Origin of the sequence: Paenirhizobium selenitireducens ATCC BAA-1503 (genome assembly GCF_000518785.1) — a bacterium.
Lineage (GTDB): Bacteria > Pseudomonadota > Alphaproteobacteria > Rhizobiales > Rhizobiaceae > Allorhizobium > Allorhizobium selenitireducens.
This window is the reverse complement of record NZ_JAEG01000009.1, coordinates 1-25,977: the sequence shown is the minus strand read 5'-3', so window position 1 is coordinate 25,977 and position 25,977 is coordinate 1. Positions and strand designations below refer to the sequence as shown.

The following is a 25,977-nucleotide window of genomic DNA, read 5'->3' as shown; positions in this document are numbered from 1 at the left end:
GTATCATCAGTCGTTCAGGCTGTCCGCCAGGCTGTATCGGCCGGCGGGGCGCGGTGTGGAAACCAGCCATTGCGCAGCGGCGAGCGCCCCTTCGGCATAGGCTGCGAGTGTGTGGACGCGGTAGGTGAACACGGCCTCGGCCGAGCCCATGTCGAAGCGGATCTCGTTGACGCCGACGGTGTCGCCCTCGCGGTTGACGGTGATCGCCGGTTCGGGCGCGGCAAAGCCCATGGCCCGGCTTCGTGCCTCGAACAGCTGGCGGGCCAGAAGGCGCGACGTGCCGGACGGTTCGGCCTTCTTGCGGGCATGGTAGGTTTCCCCGACCGCCGCCTCGGCATCCGGCATGCGCCTGGCGAAATCGACGCCCGCCCGCCGGAAGGCCTCGAACCCGTGGGCAAAATTGGCGCTGAAGAGCATCGGGCGATGGAGGCAAAATCGGGTCAGGCACTCGTCCTCTTCGATCATGAAGCCGGTGGTACCGATCACCATCGGTATCGGCTTCGTGCCGATATCCGCCTGCAAGGCGAGGCTCGCCGCCGGCGTCGAGAAGTCGATCATCACGTCGCAATGGCTCTTCATCGCCGCCTCGGCCGGACGATATTCGATGCTGCCCCCGGCCACCGGCGTGCCGACAAGGCGCGATCCGGGCGAAACGAGCGCTGCGGCCAGTTCCAGCCCCGGATTGGCGAGTACCAGTTCGACGAGCCGGGTCCCGACCCGGCCCGATGCCCCCATGATGGCGATACGCATGGCCTTCTCCTCAGTCGATCACGACCTTGGGCTCCGACATTTCGCGCAGCGCGATGCGAACGCCCTCGCGGCCGAGGCCGGAGCGCTTCACGCCACCGAAGGGCACGTGTTCGGCGCGGAAATCCGGGCCTTCGTTGATCATCACGCCGCCGACGATCAGGTCGCGCGAGAAGGTCTTGATCAGTGCGTGATCATTGGTGAAGACGCCCGCCTGCAGGCCATAGGCACCGGCATTGACCTCGGCGATCGCCTGGCGCGGGTCGGTGAAGCTGCGGATCGCGATGATCGGGCCGAAGGTCTCGTCGGCGATAACAGGCGCGTCGACCGCGACCTCCGAGATGACGGTCGGCGCAAAGACCGTGCCGTCATGGGTGCCGCCGGTCAGCAGCTTTCCGCCATGGCTGGAAATGCTGGCATTGACGCGTTCGGCCACGGCCTTGGCCGCAGCCAGGTCGATGACCGTGCCCATGTCGGTGTCGTCCCTGGAGGGATCGCCGAACTCGACGGCATCGACGGCCGCGAGCAGCTTTTCGGTGAAGGCCTTCTCGATGTCCTGGTGCAGGTAGAGCTTCTTGACCGCCGCACAGCTCTGTCCGGCGATCTCGAAGCGGTGGCCGATGGTCGTGGCGACCGCCTTGTCGAGATCGGCATCGGGAAGCACGAACAGCGGATCATTGCCGCCCAGCTCCATCAGGCAACGGATGAGCCCGCTGGCATTCTTGAGCGCGAGGCCGGCACCAGGCCCGCCGGTGAAGGACAGAAGGTCGATCGGCGAGCGGGCGAGCGACAGGGCAGCCTCCGCCGCGCCGTGCACGATCTGGAACAGGTCTGCCGGCCAGCCTGCTTTCAGCGCCAGTTCGCGCAACCGCGCGGCGGCCAGCGGCGCCTTGGGAGACGGCTTGGCGACCACGGCATTGCCGGCGGCGATCGCCGGGCCCAGCTTGTGGCAGAGCAGGTTGAGCGGGTAGTTGAAGGGGGTGATCGCTCCCACCACGCCGACGGGTTCGTAGGTGATCGTCGCCAGCCGGTCCGCGCCGCCCTCGACGATCGCGCAGTGCAGCGCCTCACCATCGAGGAAGGTCCCGGCATCGCCGGAGAGCTTCAGCGTGTTCTGGGCGCGGCGCACCTCGTTGCGCGCCTCGCGGATCGTCTTGCCCATTTCATTGGAGATGATGCGCGCCAGGTTCTCGGCATCGGCGGCAATCTCCGCGGCGAGCGCATTCAGCATGGCGCGGCGCACCGCCGGCGTCGAGCGGCGGAATTCCCACTGGGCGGCCTTGGCGCGCAGCACGGCGGCGTTGATCTCGGCCGAAGAACTGGTTGCCACTTCGCCGACCGGCTGGCCGTCGAAGGGATTGCGGACCAGGATCGCATTGGTGGTCTCGAGCGCCAGGCGCTGGGCTTGCGTCATGTCGGTAAACCTCGTCATTCGTTTTCGGTGTTCGGGGGGATGGCGCCGGTCAGCGCCGCGATGGATATCGGACGCACCGGCCAGCGGCGGCCGGTCAGGTCCTCGGTCGACGGCGCGGGGCCGTCGGGATTGATCTCGGCCATCAGCGCCGCGGTATTGGCCGCGCAGAACCGGCCCTGGCAGGCGCCCATGGCAAAGCGGCCATTGTGTTTGACCTCCCGGCCGGTCAGCCGATCCGCCCGGCCGCAAAGCTGGCGCAGGTCGCCAACCGTCTTGCCTTCGCAGCGGCAGAGGACGGTGTCGTCCGGCAGGGACTGAAGCGTATGTGTTCCGTGGAGGGGCGCAAAGAGTTCCGCCAGCGTCGCTTGCGCCATGCGGGCGCGCTCGACCGCTCGGTCAAGTTCGGCGCGGTCGCGGTTCCCCGACAGGATGTCCACGACCGCGCGGCCTGCCCGCCGTCCGTCTGCCTCGGCGGCAAAGGCGCCGAGCGCCTCTCGGCAATCCCCGGCCCTGAGGATCAAAGGTCCGGATGTCGGTTCCGTCGCCTCGTTCGGCAGGCCAAAATCGTTGGGGCGAATGCCGTCATGCAGGCCGATGCGGTCGACCGTGATCTGCCGCTCGCTGCCGTCGCGCCGCCGCAATACGGCCTGAAGGCTCTCTCCGTGCCGCTTGATCGCCAAGAGCTGCGTGCCACGCATCCACGGGACGCGGCGGAGATAGATCTGCGAGAGATAACCGGCTGCTTCGCGCAGGAGGGCGGCATGCCCGAGCATGGCGATCCCCGGGCCGACCCGTCGCAGCGGATCGCCCGCCTCGACGATCGCCACCGGCGGATTGCCGAGCCGGGCCATCTGGGCCGCGACCGCGATCAGCAGCGGCCCGCTGCCGGCGAGCAGGACGCGACCTTGCGGCGCCCGTCCGGTTTCCTTCATCATCACCTGCAGTCCGCCGGCGGTGGAGACCCCGGCCATCTGCCAGCCGGGTCGCGGATAGACCTTCTCCACCGCGCCGGTTGCGAGGATGACGGCCTTGGGCCGCGCCTGCTCGATCCGGTCTGTGCGGCGGTTCTCGACCAGCACCAGTCCGTCGCCGTCGACGCCGAGGAAGACGCATGCGTGGCGCACCGAAATGCGCGCTGCCGAGAATGCACCCGCAAGGGCGTTCCAGCGCGCCTTGGGGCTGGCCGCCTGATTGATCGGTGTTACGCCGGCGATCGGCTGGCGGTGCACCGCGCCGCCGAGGCTCTCGCGTTGCTCGACGACTTCGACGGAATAGCCGGAACGAGAAATTTCGATCGCTGCCGATAGCCCGGCCGGTCCACCGCCGATGATGATGACATCGGGTTCAGTCATGGCGGCTCTCCAGCGCTTCGACGAGCAGTCCCGGCTTGGCCGGCGTGATGCAGGCTTCCCGGGTGACCCCGTCGACCCGCACCAGACAGCATTGACAGGCGCCGATGCCGCAGAAATAGCGTGTCTCCTGGCCGAGCGCGTCGGGGCCGAAGGTGCGGATGCCGGCGGCGTCGAGCGCCGCCGCAAGGCTTTCTCCGGTGCGGAAGGGAATTTTCCGCCCCATCCAGTCGAAGCTCTGCCCGGTCATGCGGCCACTCCATGGCCGGCGAACCGGGCCGGTTCGAAGGATGAAAAATCGAGATCCGGCTCCTCGCCACAGATCAGCTGGACGATCGACTTGCCGGTGACCGGCCCAAGGCAGATGCCGTCGCCCTCGAATCCGGTCGCCACATAGCCGTTCTCCAGTCCGGGGATCCGCCCGACCAGAGGCAGACCATCGATGACGGCCGTGCGAACCCCGGCAAAACTCCTAAGCAGCCGGACGCCGGCAAGGCCGGGCACGAGTGCCACGGCATCCTTGAGGATGCGCGAAACGGCGTCGATGTCGTTGGTCTCCCGTTTGCCGAAATCTTCGCGCGTGCCGCCAATCAGGAACTGGCCGGTGACCAGCGGGTCGATCACCAGTCCGAGCCCCCGCGGCGGCGGCGCATGGCCGGCCTTCTGGCTTCCCTTGCTGAGCAGGTAGCGGCCCGACATGATCGCGCCGCGCATGGCCGCGTTGAGCGCCGGCGCCCGTTCGGTCACCAGCAATTGACCCTTTCGTGGCGTGAGCACGCCGGAAAGGCCGAGAAGTCCCGCCGAGCCGTTGCCAGCGGCGATCACCACCACGTCTGCGGTCAGCGAGCCGCGGCTCGTCCCGATCCCGGCAATCCGCCTGCCGCCGTCTTCGAGCCGAAGACCTTCGACCCGTGTGTCGCGATCGACGGTGATGCCGGATGCGGTCAGCAGCCGGTGGACGATCTGGTAGCCGATCGCATGGCCCTCGCCGTGCACCTCGACCGCCATCTTCGCCTGCGGGGAGAGGACCGGGAAGTCCCGGCGCAGGTCGGTTTCGGACAGCGTCTCGACCCTGACGCCTGCGCCGGCGAGAGCGGCCGAATGGGCGTCGAGCACGGCGCATTCCTCGTCCGATGCCGCAACGATGAAGGTCGAGCGGCGCTTGAAGGCGCCGGCAAACAGGCCCTCGTCCGCCAGTTCGCCGTAGAGCCGGACCCCCTTGAGAGCCGCCGCCATCATCGGTCCCGGGCGCTTGCTGGCCACCGAGACGGCGCCGTCGGCAGCGCCGGTCGCTTCGGCGGCCGGAGCTGACGCATCGATCAGCCGGACGGCGATGCCACGCCTGGCCAGGAAATAGGCCGTGGCGGCTCCGACGATGCCGGAACCGATGACGATGGCGCTGGACGGGGGGCGGGATTGCATGATTTCGAGCCGGCCTTGTTGGTTGTCGACCAATATTGGCGGCGGCAGGGCTTGACCGTCGATACAAGATGACGGCCTTGCTTGTTCACGAAATTTGTATCCGCTAGAAAGTCCCGACCCCTTAACAGAGAAGGAGGGGGACCAGCTTCATGGCCAAGATCAGCCTCACACTCATCCAGACCTTCTACCAGGTGGCGCGGCACGGCTCGTTTTCCGGCGCGGCGCGCGATCTCAACCTGAGCTACCAGTCGGCCGCCAATCATGTGCGCCGGCTGGAGCAGATCCTGCAGGGCAAGCTGATCGATTCCGAGCAGGGCGCAAAGCGGATCTCGCTCACCCCGCGCGGCCGGGCGCTATACAGCCTGCTCCACCCGGAACTCGACATCATGCTGGAGCGGCTGACCAAGCTGATCGAGAACCAGCGGTCGTCGCTGCGCGTCGGCATGCCCCAGGCGATCTTCTTCTACCTGTTCCCGAGGGTGCTCTCGCGGTTCCGCGAGGCCTTTCCCGAAATGGAGTTTGCCGTCTACGAGCGTGACACGGTGCTCGCAGAACTCGTCAAGAACGGCAGTCTCGACGTGTGCATTTCGGAACGCTATTTCGGCGATCCGGTCGTGCCGCAGCGCCTGCTCGGCAGCTACCGGCTGAGCCTCGTCTATCCCGAAGCCTGGGGCGAACCTCCGGAACAGCAGGACATTCCGCTCTGGGCCGAGGGCCGCCCCTTCATCACCTACGAGCCGGGCCAGACGCTGCGAAACCTGGCGGTCGACTTCCTCGGCCGCGACGGGGCGGTCGTCCAGCCGGCGATCTCCACCTCCGGCAGTTCGAGCGTCAAGCGTTGCGTCGAGGAAGGGCTCGGCTTCTCGATCATCCCTTCCTGGTGCGTCGGCCCGGAGGACGTGTCGATCCGCAGCACCAAGCTCACCAACCTGCCGGAAGTGCGCGTCTATTTCGGCAATGCCGGCTTCCTGCAGAAGCATCCTATGGTGCAACAGCTGTTCGAGGACTGCCGCCGCGAGCTGGTCGGTCCGGTGCTCGATCCGCCGCGCAGCAGCGAACTCGCCCTGCCGCCGCTCTGACCTCGACATATAAAAAAGCCGATAAGTGGCTCGGACTCTCTAGCATTGTTCCCGGTCAATTCGCGGATAGGCTGATTTTCGGCCGGTCAGCCCGCCAAGCTCAAGCTCGGGCGCGGGGAGACGGACATCAAAGAGATTCCGGGGAACAAAGGAGAACCAGACCATGAAATTGCTTTCGAAGATCTGTGGCGCAGCCGTGATGGCGCTGTCGCTGCTGGCCGGCACGGCGGCCTCGGCCGGTACCATCGAGGACATCCGCGGCCGCGGCGTGCTGCGCATTCCCGCCATCCTCAACGAGACGCCCTATTTCAACAAGGATCCCCGCACCGGCGAATGGCAGGGCTTCGTCATCGACATGGCGAACGACATTGCCAAGACCCTCGACGTCAAGCTCGAAGTGGTCGAATCCAGCTGGTCCAACGCCATTCTCGACGTGCAGAGCGGCAAGGTCGACATGGCCTTTGCGGTGACCGCGACCCCGGTTCGCGCCATGTCGGTCTCCTTCTCCGACCCGACCTACTACAACAGCTTCGTGCTGGTCTCCGCCAAGGAAGAGCTGACCGGCAAGACCTGGACCGAGCTCAACGACCCGAAATTCACTTTCGCCGTCGACCTCGGTTCCGCCCAGGACCTGATCACCCAGCAATATCTTCCGAAGGCCAATATCCTGCGCTTCAAGACGCGTGACGAGGCGATCGTCGCCGTCACCACCGGCAAGGCCGACGCGCTGGTCAACACCATGCTGAATGGCCTGGTCATCTCCAAGAAGGCACCGACCATCGGCGCCGTCAAGGTTCCGACCCCGATCCTGTCCACGCCCTCCGTTATCGCGCTCAACTATGGTGCCGACGAAACCTTCAAGAGCTTCGTCTCCGCCTGGGCCGAATACAACCGCCGCATCGGCAACAACCAGACCTGGATCCTGAAGAGCCTCGAGCCCTTCGGCATCACGCTGGCCGACATGCCGGTCGGTTTCGGCTTCGGCGGCTGATCGCGAGCATCTGAAAATTAAGGCCCGGCGCCAACGCGCCGGGTCTTTTGCGTTTCTAGGTTTCGACGCGCGGCCCCCCACGGATCGTTCCTCCCATCCCTATTCGGGAATGCTGAACGACCGGCGGAAATAGGACCGCACGGCCTCCATGGCCGGGGTGAACTCCGCATTGCGCCGCCAGGCCAGGCCTACATCCATGGACGGGATCGGCTCGGTGAGCGCGATCGTCTCGATCCGCCGGCCTTCGAGCGACCAGGGGCGATGAACCATGTCCGACAGGATCGCCACGCCCTGCCGGTTTGCCACCAGCGAGCGAACCGCCTCGACGGAGGAGGTTCGCAGCGAAATGCGTGGCAGATAGGGTGTCTGGCTCCAGTATTTGAGCGAGCTGTGCGACGCCTCGTCGACCGTCAGCATGATGTAGTCTTCCTCGGCCACTTCCTTGAGGCCGACGCCGTGCTGGGCCAGAAGCGGATGCCGAGCTGGCACCCACAGGCGGCGCTGCGAACTCAGCAGCTTCTCGGTCGTCAGTTCCGGGTTGAGGATGTTGGATGTCAGCATCACCGCGATGTCGTAGCGGTTGGTCAGCAATCCTTCCTCGACGGATTCCCGATTGAGTTCGAACAGCTGGATGTCGATACCGGGAAACTGCCGTTTCATCCGCTCGATGTGGAACGGCAGGAAGTAGCCGATGACGGTATAGGTCGTGGCAATGCTCAGCGTGCCCTTGACCTCGTCGGTGACGAGGTTGAGCTGGGTCGCCTCGTCGACCTTTTGCAGGATTTCGTAAGCCTGGGACAGAAAGCGCCGTCCTGCCGACGTCAGCTCCATGCCGTGCGGTGTGCGCTCAAACAGCCCCGCGCCGACGGTTTCCTCCAGATCCTTGATGGCAGTGGTGACCGCCGACTGCGAAATCGAGAGGTTCACGGCGGCCTGCGAGACCTGTCCGGCCTCCGCCGTTGCGACGAAATAGCGGATCTGTCTGAGGCTCAGGGACATGCATTCATCATTCTGAATCGCGAATAGCCATTATCTGAAAATACGAACGAAAAGCGTCAGAATTGCAGAATCTGAAAACTCGCCTTTTCGGATGCGTCTCAACATCCTGATTGACAGGCGAAAATACCAGTTCAGCGAATATGCGCCGTCATACAAATATCAGATAATGCTCTTCTGAAAATAGAATTTTTCAAATGAAAAAAATCTTCCTACGGTTTTCTGACAAATAGGCAGGCATCGCGTTGCGGTGCACAAAATGCAGGCAGAACAGGGAAGAAAAGTGGCACTCGAGGTCGTAGACATCAATTGTGATCTGGGCGAGGCCTTCGGCCGCTGGCGTGTCGGCGACACCGAAGACAGCGCCCTGATGGGACTGATCAGTTCCGCAAACATCGCGGCCGGCTTCCATGCCGGCGATCCGAACCTGATGGATCACACCGTGCGTGTCGCCGTCGAGCATGGCGTCGGCATCGGTGCCCATCCGGGCTACAACGACCTGCAGGGCTTTGGTCGCCGAAAGATCAACGGCACGGCCCGCGAACTGGTCAACGACATCGTCTACCAGGTCGGCGCGATCCGCGAATTCGCCCGCCGCCACGGCGCCACCCTCCAGCACGTCAAGCCGCACGGCGCGCTCTACATGGAGATGGCGGTCAATCCGGAACTCGCCCAACTCTTCGTCCATTACATGCGCACCGTCGCACCCAATGCCTATGTGTTCTGCATGGCGGGCTCCGCCACCGAGACCGCGGCGCTCGAGGTCGGCCAGCCGCTGGTGCGTGAATTCTACGCCGACCGCGACTACGACGAGAGCGGCTCCATCGTCTTTACCCGCGATGTCGGCCGCCCGGACCCGATGGCGATCGCCCGCAAGGTGGTGCGTGCCTGCAGGGAAGGCCTCGTCACCACGGTCAGCGGCAAGGACATCGAAGTGCCCTTCGAGTCGATCTGCTTCCATTCCGACACGCTCGGCGCCCTCGACATCGTGCGCAACATGCGCGAAGCGCTGATCGCCGAGGGCATCCGCATCGCCCCCATTTCAGAAATCGTCAGATAACCGGAGACCACCATGAGCAAGCTCGAGATCAGATCGCCTCTGCCCGGCACCTTCTACCGCAAGCCTTCGCCGGATGCCGCTGCCTACAAGGCCGATGGCGACAGCGTGGCCGTCGGTGACGTGATCGGCCTGATCGAGGTGATGAAGACCTTCCACGAGGTCCATGCCGACGCCGCCGGCAAGATCACCTTCGTCGCCGACGACCAGGAGCCGATCATGGCCGGCCAGCCGGTTGCCGAGGTCGAGGCATGACCATCCGCTCGATCCTCATTGCCAATCGGGGCGAGATCGCGGTGAGGATCATCCGCGCCGCCCAGGCGCTCGGCATCCGGACCGTGCAGGTCCACTCGGCCGCCGACCGCGACATGCTGGCCGTCAGGCTCGCCGACCAGTCGGTCGAGATCGGCCCGCCGTCGGCCGCCAAGTCCTATCTCAACATCGAGGCGGTGCTGAAGGCAGCCAGGGAAACGGGCGTCGACGCCGTCCACCCGGGCTACGGCTTTCTCTCTGAAAACGCCGCCTTCGCAAAGGCCGTCGAGGATGCCGGCCTGATCTTCATCGGCCCGAAGCCCGAGGCGATCAGCCTGCTCGGCGACAAGGTCGAGGCCCGCAAGGTCGCCAAGCGCGCCGGCGTGCCGACCGTTCCGGGTTCTGACGGACGCATCGACGATCTCGTCGCGGCCTGCGCCATCGTCGAGGAGATCGGTTTCCCGGTGATGATCAAGGCCGCCGCCGGCGGCGGTGGCCGCGGCATCCGCATCGCCGAGACCATGGCCGATTTCGAACGCCATTTCCCCCAGGCCTCGGCCGAGGCGCTCGCCGCCTTCGGCGACGGCGGCCTCTATGTCGAAAAGGTCATCACCAAGGCCCGGCATGTCGAGGTTCAGATCCTCGGCGATGGCACCGATGCCGTCCACTGCTTCGAACGCGAGTGCTCGCTGCAGCGCCGCCGCCAGAAGGTCTGGGAAGAAGCGCCCTCCTTCCGCCTGCCGGAAGACGTGCGCCAGGAACTGTGCGCCAGTGCCGTGGCGCTCGCCCGCGAGGTCAACTATCGCGGCGCCGGCACGGTCGAATATCTCTACGACGAGGTGAGCGGCGAGTTCTACTTCATCGAGGTCAATACCCGTATCCAGGTCGAACATCCGGTCACAGAAATGATCACCGGCATCGATCTCGTGCAGGAGATGATCAAGGTCGCCGGCGGTGCGAAGCTGTCGGTCCGCCAGGAGGACATCCGCGTCACCGGTCATGCGATCGAGTGCCGGATCAATGCCGAGGACCCCGCGCGCGGCTTCCTGCCAGGCCCCGGCACGATCGAGACGCTCGGCGTGCCTACCGGCGAGGGCGTTCGCTTCGACACCATGCTCTACGAGGGCTACACGGTTCCGCCCTTCTATGACTCGCTGCTCGGCAAGCTGATCGTCTGGGGCGAAACCCGCGACGCCTGCATCGCCAGGCTCGCCGACGCGCTCGACAATCTCGAGATCCGCGGCCTCGCCACCACCATTCCGCTCCACCAGGCCCTTGCCGCCGACCCGTCGGTCGCCTCGGGCGATGTCCATACGCGGTTCCTCGAACCCTGGCTGGAGACGGATTTCCCGGCCTTTGTCGCATCCAAGGAGGTTGCCTGATGCCCATGCGCTATACATTCGGGGGTGACGAACACCTCTTCGTCGAATGCTCGGAGGAAATGTCGCTCGAGGCCTTCTTCAACTCGCTGTCGATGACCACCGGCATCAAGGAAGCGAAGATCAAGGGCGTGACCGAGATCTGCCCGGCGAACGCCTCCTTCCAGATCAAGTTCGATCCGGATGTCATCCATCCGAACGATATCCTGAAGGAAGTCCAGGCGATCGAGGTGGCCGCCGCCAAGTCCGAGCCGGTCATTACCACCCGCATCGTCGAGATCCCGGTCTTCTACAACGACCCGTGGACCCACGAGACGCTGATGCGCTTCCGCGAGCGTCACCAGGAGCCGACCGGCACCGACCTCGAATACGCCGCCCGCATCAACGACTACGGCTCGGTCGACGACTTCGTCGCCGCTCATTCCGGCTCGCCCTGGTTCGTCTCCATGGTTGGCTTCGTCTCCGGCCTGCCCTTCATGTACCAGATGGTCGAGCGTCAGCGGCAGATCCAGGTGCCGAAATACCTGCGCCCGCGCACCGACACCCCGCGCCTGACGGTTGGCCATGGCGGCTGCTTCGGCTGCATCTATTCGGTGCGCGGCGCCGGCGGCTACCAGATGTTCGGCATCACCCCCATGCCGATCTACGACCCGACGCAGACCACCTCCTACCTCAAGGAGTTCATGGTGTTCTTCCGTCCGGGCGACATCGTCAAGTTCAAGCCGATCGACCGCGAAGCCTATGACCAGGCCGTCGAGGATGTCGACAAGGGCCGGTTCGCCCCGCCGATCCGCGAGGTGAAGTTCGACTTGCGTGAATTCCAGAAAGACATCGACGGCTACAACGCGAAGCTGGAGGGCGTTCTCCATGGCCATTAAGGTTCTTCATCAGGGTCTTGCCACTTCCGTCCAGGATCTCGGCCGTCCCGGCTACTTCCATCTCGGCATCCCGCTCGGCGGCGCCATGGACCGCCTGGCGCTGAAGGCCGCCAACCTGCTCGTCGGCAATGACGAAGGAGCAGCCGGCCTCGAAGCCGTGTTCATCGGCCCGAAGCTGGAGTTCACCGAGGACGCCATGGTGGCCGTCACCGGCGCCGACATGCCGATCAAGGTCGACGGCGAGGAAAAGCCGGGCTGGACCGCCTTCAAGGTCAAGGCCGGCCAGGTGCTCACCTTCGACTTCCTGAAGACCGGCGCACGCATCTATATCGCCGTCTCCGGCGGCATCGATGTGCCGCTGGCGCTCGGTTCGCGCTCGACCTATGCCATCGGTGCGCTCGGCGGCTTCAAGGGCCGGCCGATCGCCGCCGGCGACGAGCTGCCGGTTGGCATTGCCGGCAAGGCTGTCGAGGGCAAGTCCATTCCCGAAAACCTGCGCCGCAAGCCCGGCATGCCGGCCGAACTGCGCGTGCTGCCGGGCCTCTACTGGCACCGCCTCACCGATGAAGCGGGCCGCAACTTCTTCGAGGACACCTGGAAGGTGGCGCCCGAGGCCGACCGCATGGGCTATCGCTTCCGCGGTGGCCGCAAGCTCGACTTCTTCGACCGTGTCCCGCCCTTCGGCGCGGGCTCGGACCCTTCGAACATCGTCGACGCCTGCTACCCTTACGGCTCCATCCAGGTGCCGGGCGGCACCGAGCCGATCATCCTGCACCGCGATGCCGTCTCCGGCGGCGGCTATTTCATGCTCGGCACGGTCATCTCCGCCGACATGGACCTGATCGGCCAGCTGCAGCCGCATACGCCAACCCGTTTCGTCAAGGTGGACATGGAAACCGCCCTGACCGCCCGGAAGGACCGGGCCGCGCTGGTTGACCAGATCCGCGCGCTTTTCTGACCACGCAGCCAAAGACTTCAAACAGGGGAACGACCATGAAACACAAAATCCAAATGACGCTTGCAAGCTCCGTCCTGGCGCTTGCCGTTGCCAGCCCGGTGCTTGCCGACGCCTGGTATCCCTATCCGGCCCAGGCGATCGAGCCGGCCTTCGCCGCCGACGGCAAGTCGGTCGACGTATCCTACTCGCCGCTCGAAAAGGCGGAGAAGCCGTGGAACATCTGCGTCTCCTTCCCGCACATGAAGGACGCCTACTGGCTCGGCGTCGACTACGGCGTCGCCGAACAGGCCAAGGACCTCGGCGTCAAGATGAACCTCGTCGAGGCCGGCGGCTACACCGAGCTCAACAAGCAGATCAGCCAGATCGAGGACTGCGTCGCCGGCGGTGCTGAGGCCGTGGTCATCGGTGCCATCTCCTTTGACGGGTTGAACAACCTCGTCAGCGAAATCAAGAAGAAGAACATCCCGGTCATCGACGTCATCAACGGCATGTCCTCGCCCGACCTGACCGCCAAGTCGCTCGTCTCCTTCTACACCATGGGCTACGAGACCGGCGCCTATCTCGCCAAGAAGCATCCGGCGGGTTCGGAAGAAGTGAAGGTCGGCTGGTTCCCGGGCCCGGCCGGCGCCGGCTGGGTCGAGGCCGCCAACAAGGGCTTCCTCGAAGCCATCAAGGGTTCGGCCGTCAAGGCTCTGGAACCGAAGTACGGCGACACCGGCAAGGAAGCCCAGCTGAAGCTCGTCGAAGACGTGCTCCAGGCCGAGCCTGACGTCCGCTATGTCGCCGGCACCGCCGTTACCGCCGAAGCAGCCCAGGGCCTGATCCGCGAACGCGGCCTCAAGGGTAAGGTCGACCTGCTCGCCTTCTACATGACGCCCGGCGTCTACGAAGGCATCAAGCGCGGCTTCATTCTGGCGGCACCCGCCGACTCCATGGTCGTCCAGGGCCGTATCGCCATCGACCAGGCCGTCCGCGCCCTCGAAGGCAAGGAACTGGTGAAGCATGTCGGCCCGAAGATCTTCGTCGTCGATCCGTCGAACGTCGAAAGCGTGCCGCAGACCAACATCCTGCCGCCGGACGGCTTCAAGCCGGTCTTCTCGGTCAACTGATACCCCAGGGATCCGGCGCGCGAATGCGCCGGACCCACCCCATTTTTCAGGCAATATTACTTCACGGATCGATGCGGATGGCCTTGAGATCAACTCTTGTCGAAATGACCGGTATCGCCAAGTCCTATCCGGGCGTGCGCGCGCTGGACGGTGTCGGCTTCTCGCTCGAACGCGGCGAAGTGCACGTCCTGTTCGGCGAAAACGGTGCCGGAAAATCGACATTGATCTCCATTCTCGCCGGCGTGACCACGCCGACCGAGGGGGTGATCCGCATCGACGGTGAAGAAAAGCACTTTTCCTCGGTCAAGGACGCACGGGCAGCCGGCATCGGCGCCGTGTTCCAGGAGTTTTCCCTGGTCCCGACCATGACCGTGGCGGAAAACATCTTCCTCGGCCAGGAACCGCGCAAGATGGGCCTGGTCGACCGCCGCGGCATGGTCGAGGAGGCCCGTGCGCTCTTTGCCGGTCTCGGCTTCTCCATCGATGTTCGCCGTTCGGTGATCTCGCTGTCGCGCGCCGAACAGCAGATGGTGGAAATCGCCAAGGCGCTGCACCAGGAAGCCCGCATCCTGATCCTCGACGAGCCGACCGCCTCGCTGACCGAGCGCGAGACGGAGAAGCTGTTCGAATTCATCGGCCAGGCCAAGGCCAAGGGCGTCGGCATCGTCTACATCTCCCACCGCATCCAGGAATTCAAGGCGATCGCCAACCGCATCACCGTGCTGCGCGACGGCCGGCTCATCGGCACGATCAGCGCAGAGAACCTCTCGGAAACCGTGCTGGTCGAGATGATGACCGGGCGAAAGATGGACGAGATCTATCCGCATATCGAACGCAAGACGCAGCCCGAACCGGTGCTGTCGATCCGTGGCCTCAAGGCCTGGGGCGTCGACGGCGTCGACATCGATGTCCGGCGCGGCGAAGTTCTCGGCGTGGCCGGTCTCGTCGGCTCCGGCAAGTCGCGCACCTTCCGCGCCGTCATGGGCTTGCTGCCCGTCGAAGGCGGCACGGTGAGTGTCCATGGCCATGAACGCACCGGCGCACCGACGCGCAAGCTGCTGCAGGACGGCGTCTTCTTCCTGCCTTCCGACCGCAAGGAAGAGGGCCTGCTGCTCGGCGCATCCGCCCGCACCAACATCGCCCTTTCCGTGCTCAACCGCCGCGAAACCAATGCCGGCCTCGGCCTGATCTCGCCCGGCGGCGTCAAGTCCCTGACCAGCGAGATCGGCCGCAAGGTCGATCTGAGCGAAGCCTTTCTCGAACGGACCGCCTCGAAACTGTCCGGCGGCAACCAGCAGAAGATCCTGTTCGGCAAGAGCTTTGGCGAGGACTACGACATCTACATCTTCGACGAACCCACTGTCGGCGTCGACGTCGGCACGCGTGCCGCGCTCTATCGCATCATCAAGGCGATCGCCGAGGCCGGCAAGGCCGTCGTGGTGATCTCCTCCGACCTCCCCGAGGCCATGCACCTCGCCCATCGCTTGATCGTGTTCCGCAATGGCCGGATCTCGGCGGAGTTCGAGGGCGAAGCCATTCAGGAACAGGCGGTTCTCGGCGCCTTCTTCGATCAGGAAAGAAAATCAGCATGAACATCCAGCTGGAAACCGCGTCGACTGCCGACGCCAAGCCAACCTTCTCCGCTCTTTCGGCGCTCAAGGCCGTCTTCATCAAGCTCGGCGTGCTGCCCTTCTTCCTCGTGGCGGCTCTCATTCTCTTCACGCTGGCCTCGAAACAGTTCCTGACGCTGGACAACCTGACCAACGTGGCGCGCCAGTCGGTCTATCTCGTGCTCGTCTCGCTCGGCCAGATGCTGGTGCTGGTGACAGGCGGCTTCGATCTCGCGGTCGGAACGTCGATTGCGCTCACCTCCGTCGTCTCGGCCTCGGTCATGGTTTACTTCGCCGCGCAGTTTCCCGACATGGTCTGGCTCGTCATCCTGCTTGGCGTGCTCTCGGGCTTCCTCGCCGCGCTGGCGATCGGTTCGCTGAACGGCCTCGGCATCGCCCAGTTTGGTGTCTCGCCCTTCATCATGACGCTGGGCGCGCAATCGGTCGGCGCCGGCATCGCGCTCTACCTGACCGGCGGCGTGCCGATCGGCAATCTGCCTTACGAATTCGGCGATTTCTTCGGCTTCGGCCGGGTCTTCGGCGTGCCCGTGCCGGTCCTGGTCGCCATCGTCGCGATTGTCGGCATGTGGATCCTGATGAACCGCACGCGAAGCGGCGCCCGCATCTATGCCATCGGCGGCAATATCAAGGCGGCCAACCTCTCCGGCATCAACACCAAGCGCACGCTGTTCCTCGCCTATATCCTCTGCGCGCTCCTCGCCTCGGTCGCCGGCGTGTTGCTCACCGCCCGCGTCGAGAGCGGCGAGACCAATCTCGGCGGCACGATCGCGCTGGAATCGATCGCGGCCTGCGTGATTGCCGGTGTGTCACTGCGCGGCGGCATCGGCCGGGTCGAAAGCGTCGTGCTGGGCGCCTTCTTCATCGTGCTGGTGCAGAACGGCATGAACCTCATGCAGATCGGCTCCTACATGCAGATGGTGCTGCTGGGTTCGCTGCTCATCCTCGCCGTCGTCATCGACCAGTTCCGCTACCGCATGCTCATCGGGAACCGGTAGAACCGGCGAACTCGGCAAAGCCCTTCAGGAACACCTGCAACTGTTCCTGGATCTTCGGATCGGTCAGGTTGCCGTCGGCATCGAAGACGCCGGTAGCGCGCGACACCAGCAGCCGGCCGGACCACAGCTCGGTCCCCAGCGTGCGCAGCACCGGCAGCCAGGCGTTCTGCGAGAGAATGGTGCCGAAGCCGCCCGGCGAGGCGCCCATCAGCGCCACCGGCTTGCCGCCGAACACGCGACCTATGTCGGACGACGGCCGCGACAGCCAGTCGATGGCGTTCTTGAACACGCCGGGTATGGAATTGTTGTACTCCGGCGTGACGAGGACCAGGCCGTCGGCGGCCGCGATCGCGTCTTTCAGGGCGGTGACCGCGTCGGGAATGCCGTGCTCGGCCTCCAGGTCGCCGTCATAGAGCGGGATACCCCGGATCGTCCCGATGGCAAGCTCCGAGCCGGCCGGCATCAGGCCGGCCGCCGCCCGCAGCAGCGAGGCGTTGAGCGAACCCGTCCTGAGGCTGCCCGAAATACCGATCAGTTTTGTCATGTGGTTCTCCTCGTGCGTTGGCGCCGGTGGCGCGGATGCCTTGCCGTGTGACTTCAGGAAAGAGGTTCGTGGCCCGGCCGTCAATGGTCAGGGGCAACGAGCGGACGGCCGGATGCGTTCCACCCGGCCGGACTGTATCAGGCCTGCAGGAAGCGGGCGACCGCTTCGACTTCCGCCGCCGGCACATCGTGCCCGCCCGGATGGACGAAGGTCTGGACCTTGGCGCCCTGGGTTTCGAAGTAGCCGATCAGCGCCCGCGTGCCCGGCATCGGGCAGATCGGATCGCGCTCGCCGGCGGTCACCAGGATGTCCTTGCCCGCAAGGCCGGGCTGCGCGGCCGGCGCCCAGGGGATCAGCGGATGCATCAGCACGACGCGGTCGAAGAGCTCCGGCGCCTCGAACAACACGGAGGCCAGGATATTCGCGCCGTTCGAATAGCCGAGCGCATAGGCCGGCGCGCCGGGATGACGTTCCTTCTGGGCTCGGATAAAGCCGATCATCGCCTCGGTGCGAAGGGCAAGATCGTCCATGTCGTAGACGCCCTCGGCCTTGCGGCGGAAGAAGCGGTTCGCCCCGAATTCCGACACGTCGCCGCGCGGCGAGACGATGCCGGCTTTCGGCAGGATCTGCGAAACCAGCCCGGCAAACTGCTGCTCGTCGCCGCCCGTGCCGTGGAAGGTGAAGACGACCGGCGCATCGCCCTCGGGCGCGCGATAGAGATGGTGATAGCTCTGAAGAGACATGATGGATCTTCCTTGAACGGGTGGAGGTGCTGGGGGACCGGCCGGAAGAGCCGGCCCCTGAAGCGTCAATCCTTGATCGCCGGCAGGTGCGCCTCGATCTGCGACCGGTACTGCTGGTAGCGGGTCGGCAGCTTCAGCGCCTCGCCGAGATGAGCGGTATCCTCGTCGCGGTTGAAGCCCGGCTCGTTGGTGGCGATCTCGAACAGCACGCCGCCCGGCGTGCGGAAATAGATCGCCCAGAAATAGTCGCGGTCGATGACCGGGGTCACATTGTAGCCGGTGTCGAGCAGTGCCTTGCGGACTTCAAGCTGGGCCGCACGGTCCTCGACCGAGAAGGCCACATGGTGCACGGAACCTGCCCCCTGGAAGGCCCGGGCGGCGCCCGGAATGACTTCGAGGTCGATGGTATCGGCGCCGTTGCCGCCGGGAATGGCGTAGCGGATCATCTCGCCATGGCGATCGACTGGCTGGTAGCCCATGAAGGTCAGCAATTCGCCGGTCGCGCCTTCGTCGCGTAGCCGCATGGTCACGCCGCGAAAGCCGTGAATGCCTTCATCCTTCGACACCGTGCCGCCATCGAACGGCGTGCGGTTGTCGCCGTCCACCTCGGCCAGCGAGAAACCGTCGCCGTCCGGACCGGCAAAGCGCAGCCGCTTTTCGCCGAACAGCTCATAGGTGCCGAGCCCCTGCACGCCTTCCCTGGTCAGGCGTTCCTGCCAGTAGGGCAACGTGCCCCGCGGCACAGAAAAGACCGTCTCGGCCACTTCGCCGGCGCCGCGTGCACCGCGGTTCATGTCGGGGAAGGGGAAATAGGTCATCACCGAGCCGGCATTGCCGACTTCGTCGCCATAGTAGAGGTGATAGACGTCGGGGGCGTCGAAGTTCACCGTCTTCTTGACGCGGCGAAGACCGAGCGTCTTGGTGAAAAAATCATTGTTCTCCTGGGCATTGGCAGCCATCGACGTGACGTGGTGCAGTCCCTTGATCTGGGTAAGCATGGCTTTGCTCCTTTCCATCCCGTAACCGGGGTTCATCTGTTGGGACGAATATGGGGGATGGATAATGGGCGCGGAATAAGCATAATTCGGCAAAGACTATTGCGATTTTCGTAAAGGTGATGCCATGGGCGAACTGGAATCCATCCGCACCTTCCTGGCGGTCGCGGAGCAGCACAGCTTCAGCGGCGCGGCGCGGCTGCTCGGCACCACACCGGCCTCGGTCACGCGGACGATCGCGGCGCTCGAAGATCGTCTCGGCGTCCAGCTTCTGCTGCGCACCACGCGCCAGGTCTCGCTGACCTCCGCGGGCGCCGTCTATGCGGCGCGGGTTGCGCCCCTGGCGGAAGGCCTTGCCCGGGCGACCGAGGAAACCCGCGACATGCAGAAGGTGACGACCGGTTCGCTCAAGGTCTCGGCGCCCATGTCGCTCGGCGTCAAGGTCCTGCCCGCGGTGCTCAGCCAGTTCGCGCTCATCCACCCGAAGACCCGCGTCGCCATTGATCTCTCCGACCGCTTCGTCGACATCGTCGAGGAGGATTATGACCTGGCGATCCGCATTTCCGGACCGCCGAGCGACAAGTCCACCATCTGGCGCAAGATCTGCCCCGTGCCGCGCGCGCTCGTCGCCTCGCCGCAATTCCTCGCCGCCTATGGCACGCCCGAACTGCCGGAGGACCTCACCAAGATCGAATGCCTGAGCTACCAGGACCAGACGCGAACGGAAGTCTGGGAGCTCAGCAAGGCGGGCGCCACCCGCAGCATCGAGGCCAGGGGCCGCTTCAGCGTCAACAATGGCGACTTCCTCGCCGCCCTTGCCATGGCCGGAGAGGGCATCGCCCTCCTGCCGCTGTTCATCGTCGAGGATGCCTTGAAGGACGGACGGCTGGTGCAGGTGCTCGACCAGTGGTCGCCGCCGGAAATCTGGCTGACGCTCTATTATCCGCCCTACGAGCATCTGCCGCTGCGCGTCGCGACCTTCTCCGACTTCTTCGAAACCTACATCCGCGAAAGCTGGGGCGCCCGCGCGGCACGATAGGCTTAAGGCTGCTGAACTGATCGCGCCGGCGTTGGGGCGTCCGCACGCATTCCCACGATTTTTTGAATGCGCGAGACACACAAGCTACGCGCATCCTTGCCGCGCCATACAACCAATATATTGCACGCTCTGATTGGCACGATGATAAATTAGGAGCTACTTATGATTGGCGTTTCCGCCCTGGCATTGGAAAAGCATAAATCAGGTGACTTCGTCGGGGTGATCGAAATCCTGAAACCGCTCGCCGACCGGAGCGACACCCTTGATGCCGCCGCATTGGTACGGCTTGCCCAGAGCCTCTACAGGGTCGGTCGTCGACAGGAGGCCGCCCTGCGCTATCGCCAGGCCGCCGCTCTTCCCGGTATGCCGCGCCAACACCTGCTGGAACTTGCCTTTGCGCTCCTCCAGCCGGGGGAGGATCGGGAACTGGCCTTTGACGCGGCACGCGACGTCCTCGAGTGCAATCCCCTCCATGAGGGCGCCGCGACCTACTTCCGCCATCACGTCCACTATCGCCTCGACATGGATGAGCTTGAGCACTCCGATGCAGAAGCCGTGGAGAAGATCAGGGCCGGCGACGCGTTTCAGATCCGGACCGAATTGCTGCTCGATCACATCGCCTGGTGCGGTGACGAAGCATTGAATGCGCTGATCCAGACCCAGAACGGCAAGACCTTCAGTCCGGAAGCGCGGGCCCGCCGCCGCGCCCGCCCGCATCAATTCGCCGACAAGATCCGCCTGGGCTATCTGTCGAACGATTGGTCGGACGCCCATGCAACCATGATACTCCTGCAGCGCGTGCTCGAACTGCATGACGAAGACGCGTTCGAGATCACCCTGTTCTGCTACACCGAAGCGAATTTCGTTGCCGCCGACCGGGTTTTCAGGAAGCGATTTGGCGACAAGCTCGTTCCGATCGGCCATCTGTCGACGGAAGACGCCGCGCAGCAGATCCGAGCCCGCGGTATCGACATCCTTGTCGATTTGAAGGGGCATACCAACAAGGCCTGGATCGATCTCGTCAATGCCGGCCCTGCTCCCGTGCAGGTGGCCTATCTGGGTTATCCCGGATCGGGCGTCGGCATCGACTGCGACTACATCATCGGTGACCGTGTCGTTTGCCCGGAGACGAGCGCGCCCTTCTTCCATGAGAAATTCTGCTGGCTGCCGGACAGCTATCAGCCGAACGACGACACCTACCGGGCTTTGCCCCCTCCGCCGGGCCGAAGCGAGCTCGGACTGCCGGATGGGGCGACCGTGCTTGTCTCCGCCAACAATGTGCGCAAGATCTCGCCGGAAACCTTCCGCCTCTGGATGGCAATCCTTGCCCGTGCGCCTCACACCGTCCTTTGGATGGTGTGCGACGATCCCCTGGCCCGGCGCAATTTCAGCCGGGCCGTTGCAAAAGCCGGCATCGCCTCGGAGCGCATCATCTTCGCGAACTCGGCGAGCTACCCGAACCACATCGCACGTCTGCGGGCGGCCGACATCGGGCTCGATACGTTCCCGTGCAACGGCCATACCACGACGTCGGACAAGCTCTGGGCCGGCCTGCCTGTCGTCACCAAGAAGGGCGGAAACTTTTCGTCACGAGTTTCGGAAAGCCTGCTGAGGGCGATGCAACTGCCCGAACTCGTCGCCGAGGATGCCGATCACTACGTCGATCTCTGCGTAGAACTCGCCTCCAATGCCGAAAGGCTGCGCGCACTCAGAGCGCGAATCGAAGCCAGCAGAACCACCGCGGCACTCTTCGACAGCAGGCGATATACGCGCAACCTGGAGAGAGCATTCCAGCTTATTTATGAGCGCGCACGGCAAGGGCTCGATCCGGAAAGGATCGAAGTCAACGATCAGCCCCTGTGAGTTGGGACGTTCATCGGATTCGATACCTGGTCAGGGACGAAATGGCGGGCAGAGATCCGCTATTGCAAGGATCCCATTCCATCTCGTGAAATCCCATATGTAATGTAAATTACCTGTTTTTCCCGATATTCAAGCGTTCAGCCACGGCAGACGATAACCTTTCATAGCATTGAATCTCGCCTCTTGGGGCGGGCGGAGTGGCAGGCTGGGAGGTGCCATCAACAAGATGATGGACTGAAACATGCTCAGTGACGCCAAAGCCCGGAAGCTGAAACCCAACGACAAGCCTGTGTCCGGTGGCACGATCGTTGGTCTGTACCCGGTACCCAGCAGCACAGCCGGCAGCGGAAAGTGGATCCTGCGCTTCGTTTCACCCATGAATGGCAAGCTCCGGGAAATGGGTTTGGGCCGTTATCCCACCACATCGATTCGTGATGCCCGCGCCAAGGCCTTCGAAGCGCGGGGGCGTAATCGATGAAGGAAAAGACCCTCTCGAGCTTCTTCGCGCACAGGAGCAGGAGATCGAGCGACTTGCGACCGTCCCCACCTTCGCGGACGCAGTCCGGCGTCATCACGCGGACAAGGCGGAGAGATTTCCGCAACAAGAAGCATACCGATCAGTGGATCAATACGCTTGAGCAATACCTCTTTCCGAGGACCGGCAAGAAGCTGCTGAACGAGCTGGGTCCCGCCGATTTCGCCGTTTGCCTTAAACCGATCTGGCTTGAGAAGCCGGAAACGGCTTCCCGTGTCAGACAGCGCTGTGACGCAGCGATGAACTGGGCGGCCGCGAGCGGCTTTATCGTGGCGAGCCCCGTCGGGGTGGTGGACAAGTTGCTGCCCAAGCAGCCTGGCAAACGCGAGCGCGTCGAGCACCAGCCGGCTCTTCCCTGGCGTTTGCTGCGGACATTTTTCTCCGACATTCTGCAAAGCGGCGGTCCAAACACCACCAGACACATGCTTGAGCTTCTCATCCTGACCGCTTGCCGTTCCGGCGAACTTCGCCAGATGCAATGGGACGAGATCGACTTCTCGCGCGCATCCGGACGGTCCCGGCATCGCGAATGAAGGCGAAGGTCATCCACCGAGTGCCATCGACATCCCGCGCACTTGAAATCCTCAAGGCACGGCTGAAGAAATCGAAAACCGCGAAGGTTTGAATTTCGCTTCGCGCTCGAACACACCCATCGGCGAGACATGACGCCGACCAGGTTCGTGCGGGACAACGACGTCATGAGCGATACGCCCGGCCGCATTGCGACTGCGCATGGATTCCGCTCAAGCTTCCGCGATTGGGCATCTGAGAAGAGCTACCCTGGGGACATTGCGGAGCGCGCGCTTGCCCACACCTTAAAGAATGCGGTTGAGGCGGCTTATCATCGGACCGAACGTCTCGACCAGCGGCGCGCCATGATGCTGGAATGGGAGCGATATTGCCTGGGAAAATGACGGCACCCGATCCGCCGCCCGTATGAGCTTTCGATGGGGCTTACCCACCCTGATGGATTATGGGACCCATTGAACTGTCGATCTACCGGCAGCATAGAACGATGGTGTCTGTCCCAGCACCGTTGTCGACCTTGGTCTTCTTTGCCCAATCATGCAGCGTATTCGGCGAGCAGCCGATCTTGGCCGCGATAGATGAAACGGCAGCCCGTCGCGAGGGATGCTCGGCTTCATGATCAGCACCATTCGGATGGCACGGTCACGGACTTGGGGTGAGAACTTGTTCGTAGTCTGGCTCATATCGGCGCTACTTCTCTCGGAAGTTGGAGCCGCCGGCAAAGCCGGAGCGGTTGATTAGCAACTCCGGCTATGAGTGCAACTATCAATTGAAAATTGTCTGCCTGTTCCGAACAGCTTCGGCGGGCTTTCTCGTGTTTGGCTGCGCCAGCCAAATATCTTGTCTCGTCATCGGCCTCATCTCGAAGCTCCGCAATGCGTTGATCAGAACCTCGCGCATCACCTTTGGCGTCTCGTCGCGCGTCGAAGGGTCCGGTCCAGCCGGAGGTGAGAACCAGATCGACCTTGCGCTCGTAGCAAAGCCCAATCAGTTTGTCGCAAACCTAGGCAGTGCCCGGGCTGATCCGCTTGACGGCCTCGCAGGTCGAGGTCTCCATGTCCTGGAGCCATTCTTCGATCGCCGGACCGCTGAGATCCTCCTGCTTGCCACCGCTGGTGCGATCCCGCGGTGACGATGCGATCTGCATATTCTATCCCCCTAGCACCGACATGTGGCGGGCGATACCGCTGACGGCAGGGCCCGTGATTTCGAATGCATGGGCCTTGGGCTTGCATGCAAGCGCATCACGGACAAGCCCATCGACGGATGTTTCGGCATGATGGCCGCGCAACGCTTCGCGAAGGCCGACTGAGCCTTCCTGCCCCATGCAGGTGAAAAGATCGCCTGTGCAACTGACGCGGACGCGATTGCAGCGTGCGCAGAAGTCGCAGGACAGCGGTGTGATAAAGCCGAGCCGTCCGCCGGTTTCGGCAAGGCGCACGTAGCGGGCCGGGCCGCCGGTGCGGTCCTCGACTGTGACCAACGTCCAGCGCTCCGCCAGAGATAGGCGAAGATCGCGCAGCGAGAGGAAGCTCGCGCCGCGATCATGACCGGATTCTCCGAGCGGCATTTCCTCGATCAGCGTCAGGTCCATGCCGCGGCCGTGGGCAAAGCGGATGAGATCGTCCACTTCGTGCTCGAAGGCGCCGCGCAGGGCAACGGCATTGAGCTTGACCTTGAGCCCGGCGGCAAGCGCCGCGTCGATCCCCTTCAACACCGCATCGAGCCGGCCCCATCGGGTGATCTTCGCATAGCGGGCGGGGTCGAGACTGTCGAGCGAGACATTGACGCGACGAACGCCCGCGGCAAACAACGCCTCCGCATGACGCGCCAGCAGCGTACCATTGGTGGTCAGTGTCACCTCGTCCAGATCGCCGTTCTGCAGATGTGGTGACAAGAGCTCGAACAGTTGCATGATATTCTTGCGCACCAGTGGCTCCCCGCCGGTCAGCCGGATTTTGCGCACCCCGCCGCGCATGAAGACCTGCGCCAGATCATAGAGCTCCTCCAGTGACAGGACGTCCCGGCGCGGCAGGAATGTCATGTGCTCGGCCATGCAATAGGTGCAGCGGAGATCGCAGCGATCCGTCACGGAAAGCCGAAGATAGGTGACCTGCCGCCCGAATTGATCGATCAGTGGGGGAGGTCCTGCCCCGGGATCGGTGATGACCTGACGTTCATGCCGCATCGCCAGACCTCTCCGCCGCGGCGACGGCTGCACGCGCCCATTCGACGACGCCAGCCTGGTCCGGCGCCAGCACCGCGCCGAGTTCCCCGGCAAACCCTTGCCACGCCTCGACATAGTTTTCCCGGACTGCCGTCAGCAGGGGAATGCCCCGCGCGCAGGCCTCCTCGATGAGGGCGCGAAAACCTTGGCCCTCGGATTCCCCCTTGCCGAAACGGTTTAGGATCAGAAGGTCCGGCCGCGTGTCGAGCCGTGCCAGCAGAGGACCGGCGACACCCGCCAGCGCCTGCGGATCGAGCCGGCAGCCGCGCGCGCCTGAGCCCAAGGCCTGCGAGATGATCTGGTGCTCGCCGCTCGCGATGTCCTCCAGATCGATCCGGTTACAGCATTCGCCGTCGCCGGCGCTTTCCCGCTGGAGGAAGCCGGCAACCGTCAGCCCTTCGGCCTGCAGCACCCGGGCGACCGCTTCGAGGATATCGTCCACCGGGCGTTCCCGCTCGACGCGGATGGCGGCCTGGAGGGGGAAATCGAGATCTTTCATGATGTTTTCCTAGACGATCCGAAGGTGTTAACCGGCGGCGCGAAGCTCTCGTCGCAACGAGACTTCGCCGCGCTGCTGTCGCAGTCGCATTTGAGGTCACGCAGCAGGCCATCCTTCAAGCCGTAGATCCAGCCGTGGATGGTGAGCGGGCGCCCACACTTCCAGGCCGATTGCAGGATCGGTGTGCGCGACAGGCTTTCGACCTGCCCCACGACCGTCAGTTCGCAGAGCCGGTTCAGCTTATCTTCCGTCTCGGCAATCCTCGATAGCTCCGCGCAGTTCGCCTGCGCCACATCTCGGATCGGCTGCAGCCAGTGATCGATGATGCCGTGGCGATGCCCGTCCATGGCCGCGCGGATGCCTCCACAGCCATAGTGCCCGCAAACGATGATGTGCTTTACCTCAAGGGACTCCACGGCAAATTCGAGCACCGAGAGCAGATTGAGATCGGCCCGGTGGACGAGGTTTGCGACATTGCGATGAACGAAGACCTCGCCCGGCTCGAGCCCGGTGATGACATTGGCGGGAACCCGGCTGTCGGAGCAGCCGATCCACAAATATTCCGGCCGCTGCAGGGCCGACAGCCTGTCGAAATAGTTGGGGTCTTCCGTACGTCTTGCCGCCGCCCAGCGGACATTGTGGTCGAAGAGATCAGAAAGCATCGCGTTACTCCAGGCGTGGCGTCCCGTCCGGGATGCGCGGCACGGCAAGGCGAAACATGCGGGGTCTTGCCCGCTTCGCCTTGCC

At 64.1% G+C, this 25,977-nt stretch carries 28 protein-coding genes and 1 pseudogene; 15 read left to right on the top strand and 14 right to left on the bottom strand.

Features of this window, described 5'->3' with window-relative positions; all coding sequences use genetic code 11:
- Window positions 1-6: 6 nt before the first annotated feature.
- From L867_RS0113435 to L867_RS0113415, 5 genes are read right to left on the bottom strand one after another with little or no spacing between them, the layout of a single operon-like run.
- Window positions 7-750 (bottom strand): dihydrodipicolinate reductase C-terminal domain-containing protein, encoded by a 744-nt coding sequence (locus L867_RS0113435; protein ID WP_028737371.1) that lies wholly within the window; start codon window positions 748-750, stop codon window positions 7-9.
- Between the two features lie 10 nt (window positions 751-760).
- A complete protein-coding gene (locus tag L867_RS0113430) occupies window positions 761-2,179 on the bottom strand; it encodes an aldehyde dehydrogenase family protein (RefSeq protein WP_232363927.1) in 1,419 nt (472 codons plus the stop codon).
- A complete protein-coding gene (locus tag L867_RS0113425; protein WP_028737369.1) occupies window positions 2,176-3,513 on the bottom strand; it encodes an FAD-dependent oxidoreductase in 1,338 nt (445 codons plus the stop codon). The genes L867_RS0113430 and L867_RS0113425 overlap by 4 nt, the downstream gene beginning before the upstream one ends.
- Window positions 3,506-3,760 carry a 2Fe-2S iron-sulfur cluster-binding protein gene (locus L867_RS0113420; protein ID WP_028737368.1) on the bottom strand — a complete coding sequence of 85 codons (255 nt, stop codon included), beginning with the start codon at window positions 3,758-3,760 and terminating at the stop codon, window positions 3,506-3,508. The genes L867_RS0113425 and L867_RS0113420 overlap by 8 nt, the downstream gene beginning before the upstream one ends.
- Window positions 3,757-4,932: an NAD(P)/FAD-dependent oxidoreductase gene (locus L867_RS0113415; RefSeq protein ID WP_028737367.1), complete on the bottom strand. Its 1,176-nt coding sequence runs from the start codon at window positions 4,930-4,932 to the stop codon at window positions 3,757-3,759. Before L867_RS0113415 ends, L867_RS0113420 begins: the two co-directional genes overlap by 4 nt.
- 149 nt (window positions 4,933-5,081) lie before the next feature.
- Between L867_RS0113415 and L867_RS0113410 the strand changes: the two genes are divergently transcribed.
- Both L867_RS0113410 and L867_RS0113405 read left to right on the top strand, forming a co-directional pair.
- On the top strand, window positions 5,082-6,011 hold the full coding sequence (locus L867_RS0113410) for a LysR family transcriptional regulator (RefSeq protein ID WP_028737366.1): 930 nt from the start codon (window positions 5,082-5,084) through the stop codon (window positions 6,009-6,011).
- Window positions 6,012-6,174: 163 nt separating this feature from the next.
- Entirely contained in the window at window positions 6,175-7,002 is an 828-nt protein-coding gene (locus tag L867_RS0113405) for a transporter substrate-binding domain-containing protein (RefSeq protein ID WP_028737365.1), read from the top strand.
- A 99-nt stretch (window positions 7,003-7,101) separates the two neighbouring features.
- Here the strand turns inward: L867_RS0113405 and L867_RS0113400 are convergent, their stop codons facing one another.
- Window positions 7,102-8,001: a LysR family transcriptional regulator gene (locus tag L867_RS0113400; protein WP_028737364.1), complete on the bottom strand. Its 900-nt coding sequence runs from the start codon at window positions 7,999-8,001 to the stop codon at window positions 7,102-7,104.
- A gap of 256 nt (window positions 8,002-8,257) precedes the next feature.
- Between L867_RS0113400 and L867_RS0113395 the strand changes: the two genes are divergently transcribed.
- The 8 genes from L867_RS0113395 (at window position 8,258) to L867_RS0113360 (ending at window position 16,257) form a co-directional block, all read left to right on the top strand.
- The gene (locus tag L867_RS0113395) at window positions 8,258-9,058 is read left to right on the top strand and encodes a 5-oxoprolinase subunit PxpA (protein WP_037173384.1); all 801 of its coding nucleotides are present in this window, start codon (window positions 8,258-8,260) and stop codon (window positions 9,056-9,058) included.
- Between the two features lie 12 nt (window positions 9,059-9,070).
- A complete protein-coding gene (locus L867_RS0113390) occupies window positions 9,071-9,310 on the top strand; it encodes an acetyl-CoA carboxylase (protein ID WP_028737362.1) in 240 nt (79 codons plus the stop codon).
- The gene (locus L867_RS0113385) at window positions 9,307-10,689 is read left to right on the top strand and encodes an acetyl-CoA carboxylase biotin carboxylase subunit (protein ID WP_028737361.1); all 1,383 of its coding nucleotides are present in this window, start codon (window positions 9,307-9,309) and stop codon (window positions 10,687-10,689) included. The genes L867_RS0113390 and L867_RS0113385 overlap by 4 nt, the downstream gene beginning before the upstream one ends.
- Window positions 10,689-11,564 (top strand): 5-oxoprolinase subunit B family protein, encoded by an 876-nt coding sequence (locus L867_RS0113380; RefSeq protein WP_028737360.1) that lies wholly within the window; start codon window positions 10,689-10,691, stop codon window positions 11,562-11,564. The genes L867_RS0113385 and L867_RS0113380 overlap by 1 nt, the downstream gene beginning before the upstream one ends.
- Complete coding sequence (locus L867_RS0113375; RefSeq protein WP_028737359.1) at window positions 11,554-12,522, top strand: 5-oxoprolinase subunit C family protein; 969 nt, start codon at window positions 11,554-11,556, stop codon at window positions 12,520-12,522. The genes L867_RS0113380 and L867_RS0113375 overlap by 11 nt, the downstream gene beginning before the upstream one ends.
- Before the next feature lie 35 nt (window positions 12,523-12,557).
- The gene (gene torT / locus L867_RS0113370) at window positions 12,558-13,631 is read left to right on the top strand and encodes a TMAO reductase system periplasmic protein TorT (RefSeq protein WP_028737358.1); all 1,074 of its coding nucleotides are present in this window, start codon (window positions 12,558-12,560) and stop codon (window positions 13,629-13,631) included.
- A 77-nt stretch (window positions 13,632-13,708) separates the two neighbouring features.
- A complete protein-coding gene (locus tag L867_RS0113365; RefSeq protein ID WP_028737357.1) occupies window positions 13,709-15,223 on the top strand; it encodes a sugar ABC transporter ATP-binding protein in 1,515 nt (504 codons plus the stop codon).
- Entirely contained in the window at window positions 15,220-16,257 is a 1,038-nt protein-coding gene (locus L867_RS0113360) for an ABC transporter permease (RefSeq protein ID WP_028737356.1), read from the top strand. Before L867_RS0113365 ends, L867_RS0113360 begins: the two co-directional genes overlap by 4 nt.
- Here L867_RS0113360 and L867_RS0113355 read toward each other — a convergent pair.
- The 3 genes from L867_RS0113355 to L867_RS0113345 form a co-directional block, all read right to left on the bottom strand.
- The gene (locus L867_RS0113355) at window positions 16,241-16,801 is read right to left on the bottom strand and encodes an NADPH-dependent FMN reductase (protein ID WP_028737355.1); all 561 of its coding nucleotides are present in this window, start codon (window positions 16,799-16,801) and stop codon (window positions 16,241-16,243) included. The two genes, L867_RS0113360 and L867_RS0113355, sit on opposite strands and share 17 nt — an antisense overlap.
- Window positions 16,802-16,938: 137 nt before the next feature.
- A complete protein-coding gene (locus L867_RS0113350; RefSeq protein WP_028737354.1) occupies window positions 16,939-17,544 on the bottom strand; it encodes an alpha/beta hydrolase in 606 nt (201 codons plus the stop codon).
- 65 nt (window positions 17,545-17,609) lie between these two features.
- On the bottom strand, window positions 17,610-18,542 hold the full coding sequence (locus L867_RS0113345; protein WP_028737353.1) for a VOC family protein: 933 nt from the start codon (window positions 18,540-18,542) through the stop codon (window positions 17,610-17,612).
- Between the two features lie 124 nt (window positions 18,543-18,666).
- On the opposite strand from L867_RS0113345, the gene L867_RS0113340 reads away from it, so the two are divergent.
- The 5 genes from L867_RS0113340 (at window position 18,667) to L867_RS27805 (ending at window position 22,890) form a co-directional block, all read left to right on the top strand.
- Window positions 18,667-19,578 (top strand): LysR family transcriptional regulator, encoded by a 912-nt coding sequence (locus L867_RS0113340; RefSeq protein WP_028737352.1) that lies wholly within the window; start codon window positions 18,667-18,669, stop codon window positions 19,576-19,578.
- A gap of 162 nt (window positions 19,579-19,740) precedes the next feature.
- Complete coding sequence (locus L867_RS25260) at window positions 19,741-21,441, top strand: O-linked N-acetylglucosamine transferase, SPINDLY family protein (protein ID WP_051438976.1); 1,701 nt, start codon at window positions 19,741-19,743, stop codon at window positions 21,439-21,441.
- A 241-nt stretch (window positions 21,442-21,682) separates the two neighbouring features.
- A complete protein-coding gene (locus L867_RS27815; RefSeq protein ID WP_210163640.1) occupies window positions 21,683-21,919 on the top strand; it encodes an Arm DNA-binding domain-containing protein in 237 nt (78 codons plus the stop codon).
- The gene (locus L867_RS27810) at window positions 21,916-22,509 is read left to right on the top strand and encodes a tyrosine-type recombinase/integrase (RefSeq protein ID WP_051438975.1); all 594 of its coding nucleotides are present in this window, start codon (window positions 21,916-21,918) and stop codon (window positions 22,507-22,509) included. Before L867_RS27815 ends, L867_RS27810 begins: the two co-directional genes overlap by 4 nt.
- Window positions 22,510-22,674: 165 nt before the next feature.
- Complete coding sequence (locus L867_RS27805) at window positions 22,675-22,890, top strand: hypothetical protein (protein WP_210163639.1); 216 nt, start codon at window positions 22,675-22,677, stop codon at window positions 22,888-22,890.
- A 118-nt stretch (window positions 22,891-23,008) separates the two neighbouring features.
- Here L867_RS27805 and L867_RS26895 read toward each other — a convergent pair.
- The 5 genes and pseudogenes from L867_RS26895 to can form a co-directional block, all read right to left on the bottom strand.
- A pseudogene (locus L867_RS26895) lies at window positions 23,009-23,187 on the bottom strand (transposase); the annotation flags it as partial.
- A gap of 320 nt (window positions 23,188-23,507) precedes the next feature.
- Window positions 23,508-23,651 (bottom strand): hypothetical protein, encoded by a 144-nt coding sequence (locus L867_RS27395; RefSeq protein ID WP_156951566.1) that lies wholly within the window; start codon window positions 23,649-23,651, stop codon window positions 23,508-23,510.
- A 3-nt stretch (window positions 23,652-23,654) separates the two neighbouring features.
- Window positions 23,655-24,692 carry a GTP 3',8-cyclase MoaA gene (moaA, locus tag L867_RS0113320; RefSeq protein WP_051438974.1) on the bottom strand — a complete coding sequence of 346 codons (1,038 nt, stop codon included), beginning with the start codon at window positions 24,690-24,692 and terminating at the stop codon, window positions 23,655-23,657.
- Window positions 24,682-25,230: a DUF2478 domain-containing protein gene (locus L867_RS0113315; protein ID WP_028737350.1), complete on the bottom strand. Its 549-nt coding sequence runs from the start codon at window positions 25,228-25,230 to the stop codon at window positions 24,682-24,684. The genes moaA and L867_RS0113315 overlap by 11 nt, the downstream gene beginning before the upstream one ends.
- Entirely contained in the window at window positions 25,227-25,892 is a 666-nt protein-coding gene (can, locus tag L867_RS25235; RefSeq protein ID WP_084638559.1) for a carbonate dehydratase, read from the bottom strand. Before can ends, L867_RS0113315 begins: the two co-directional genes overlap by 4 nt.
- Window positions 25,893-25,977: the final 85 nt, after the last annotated feature.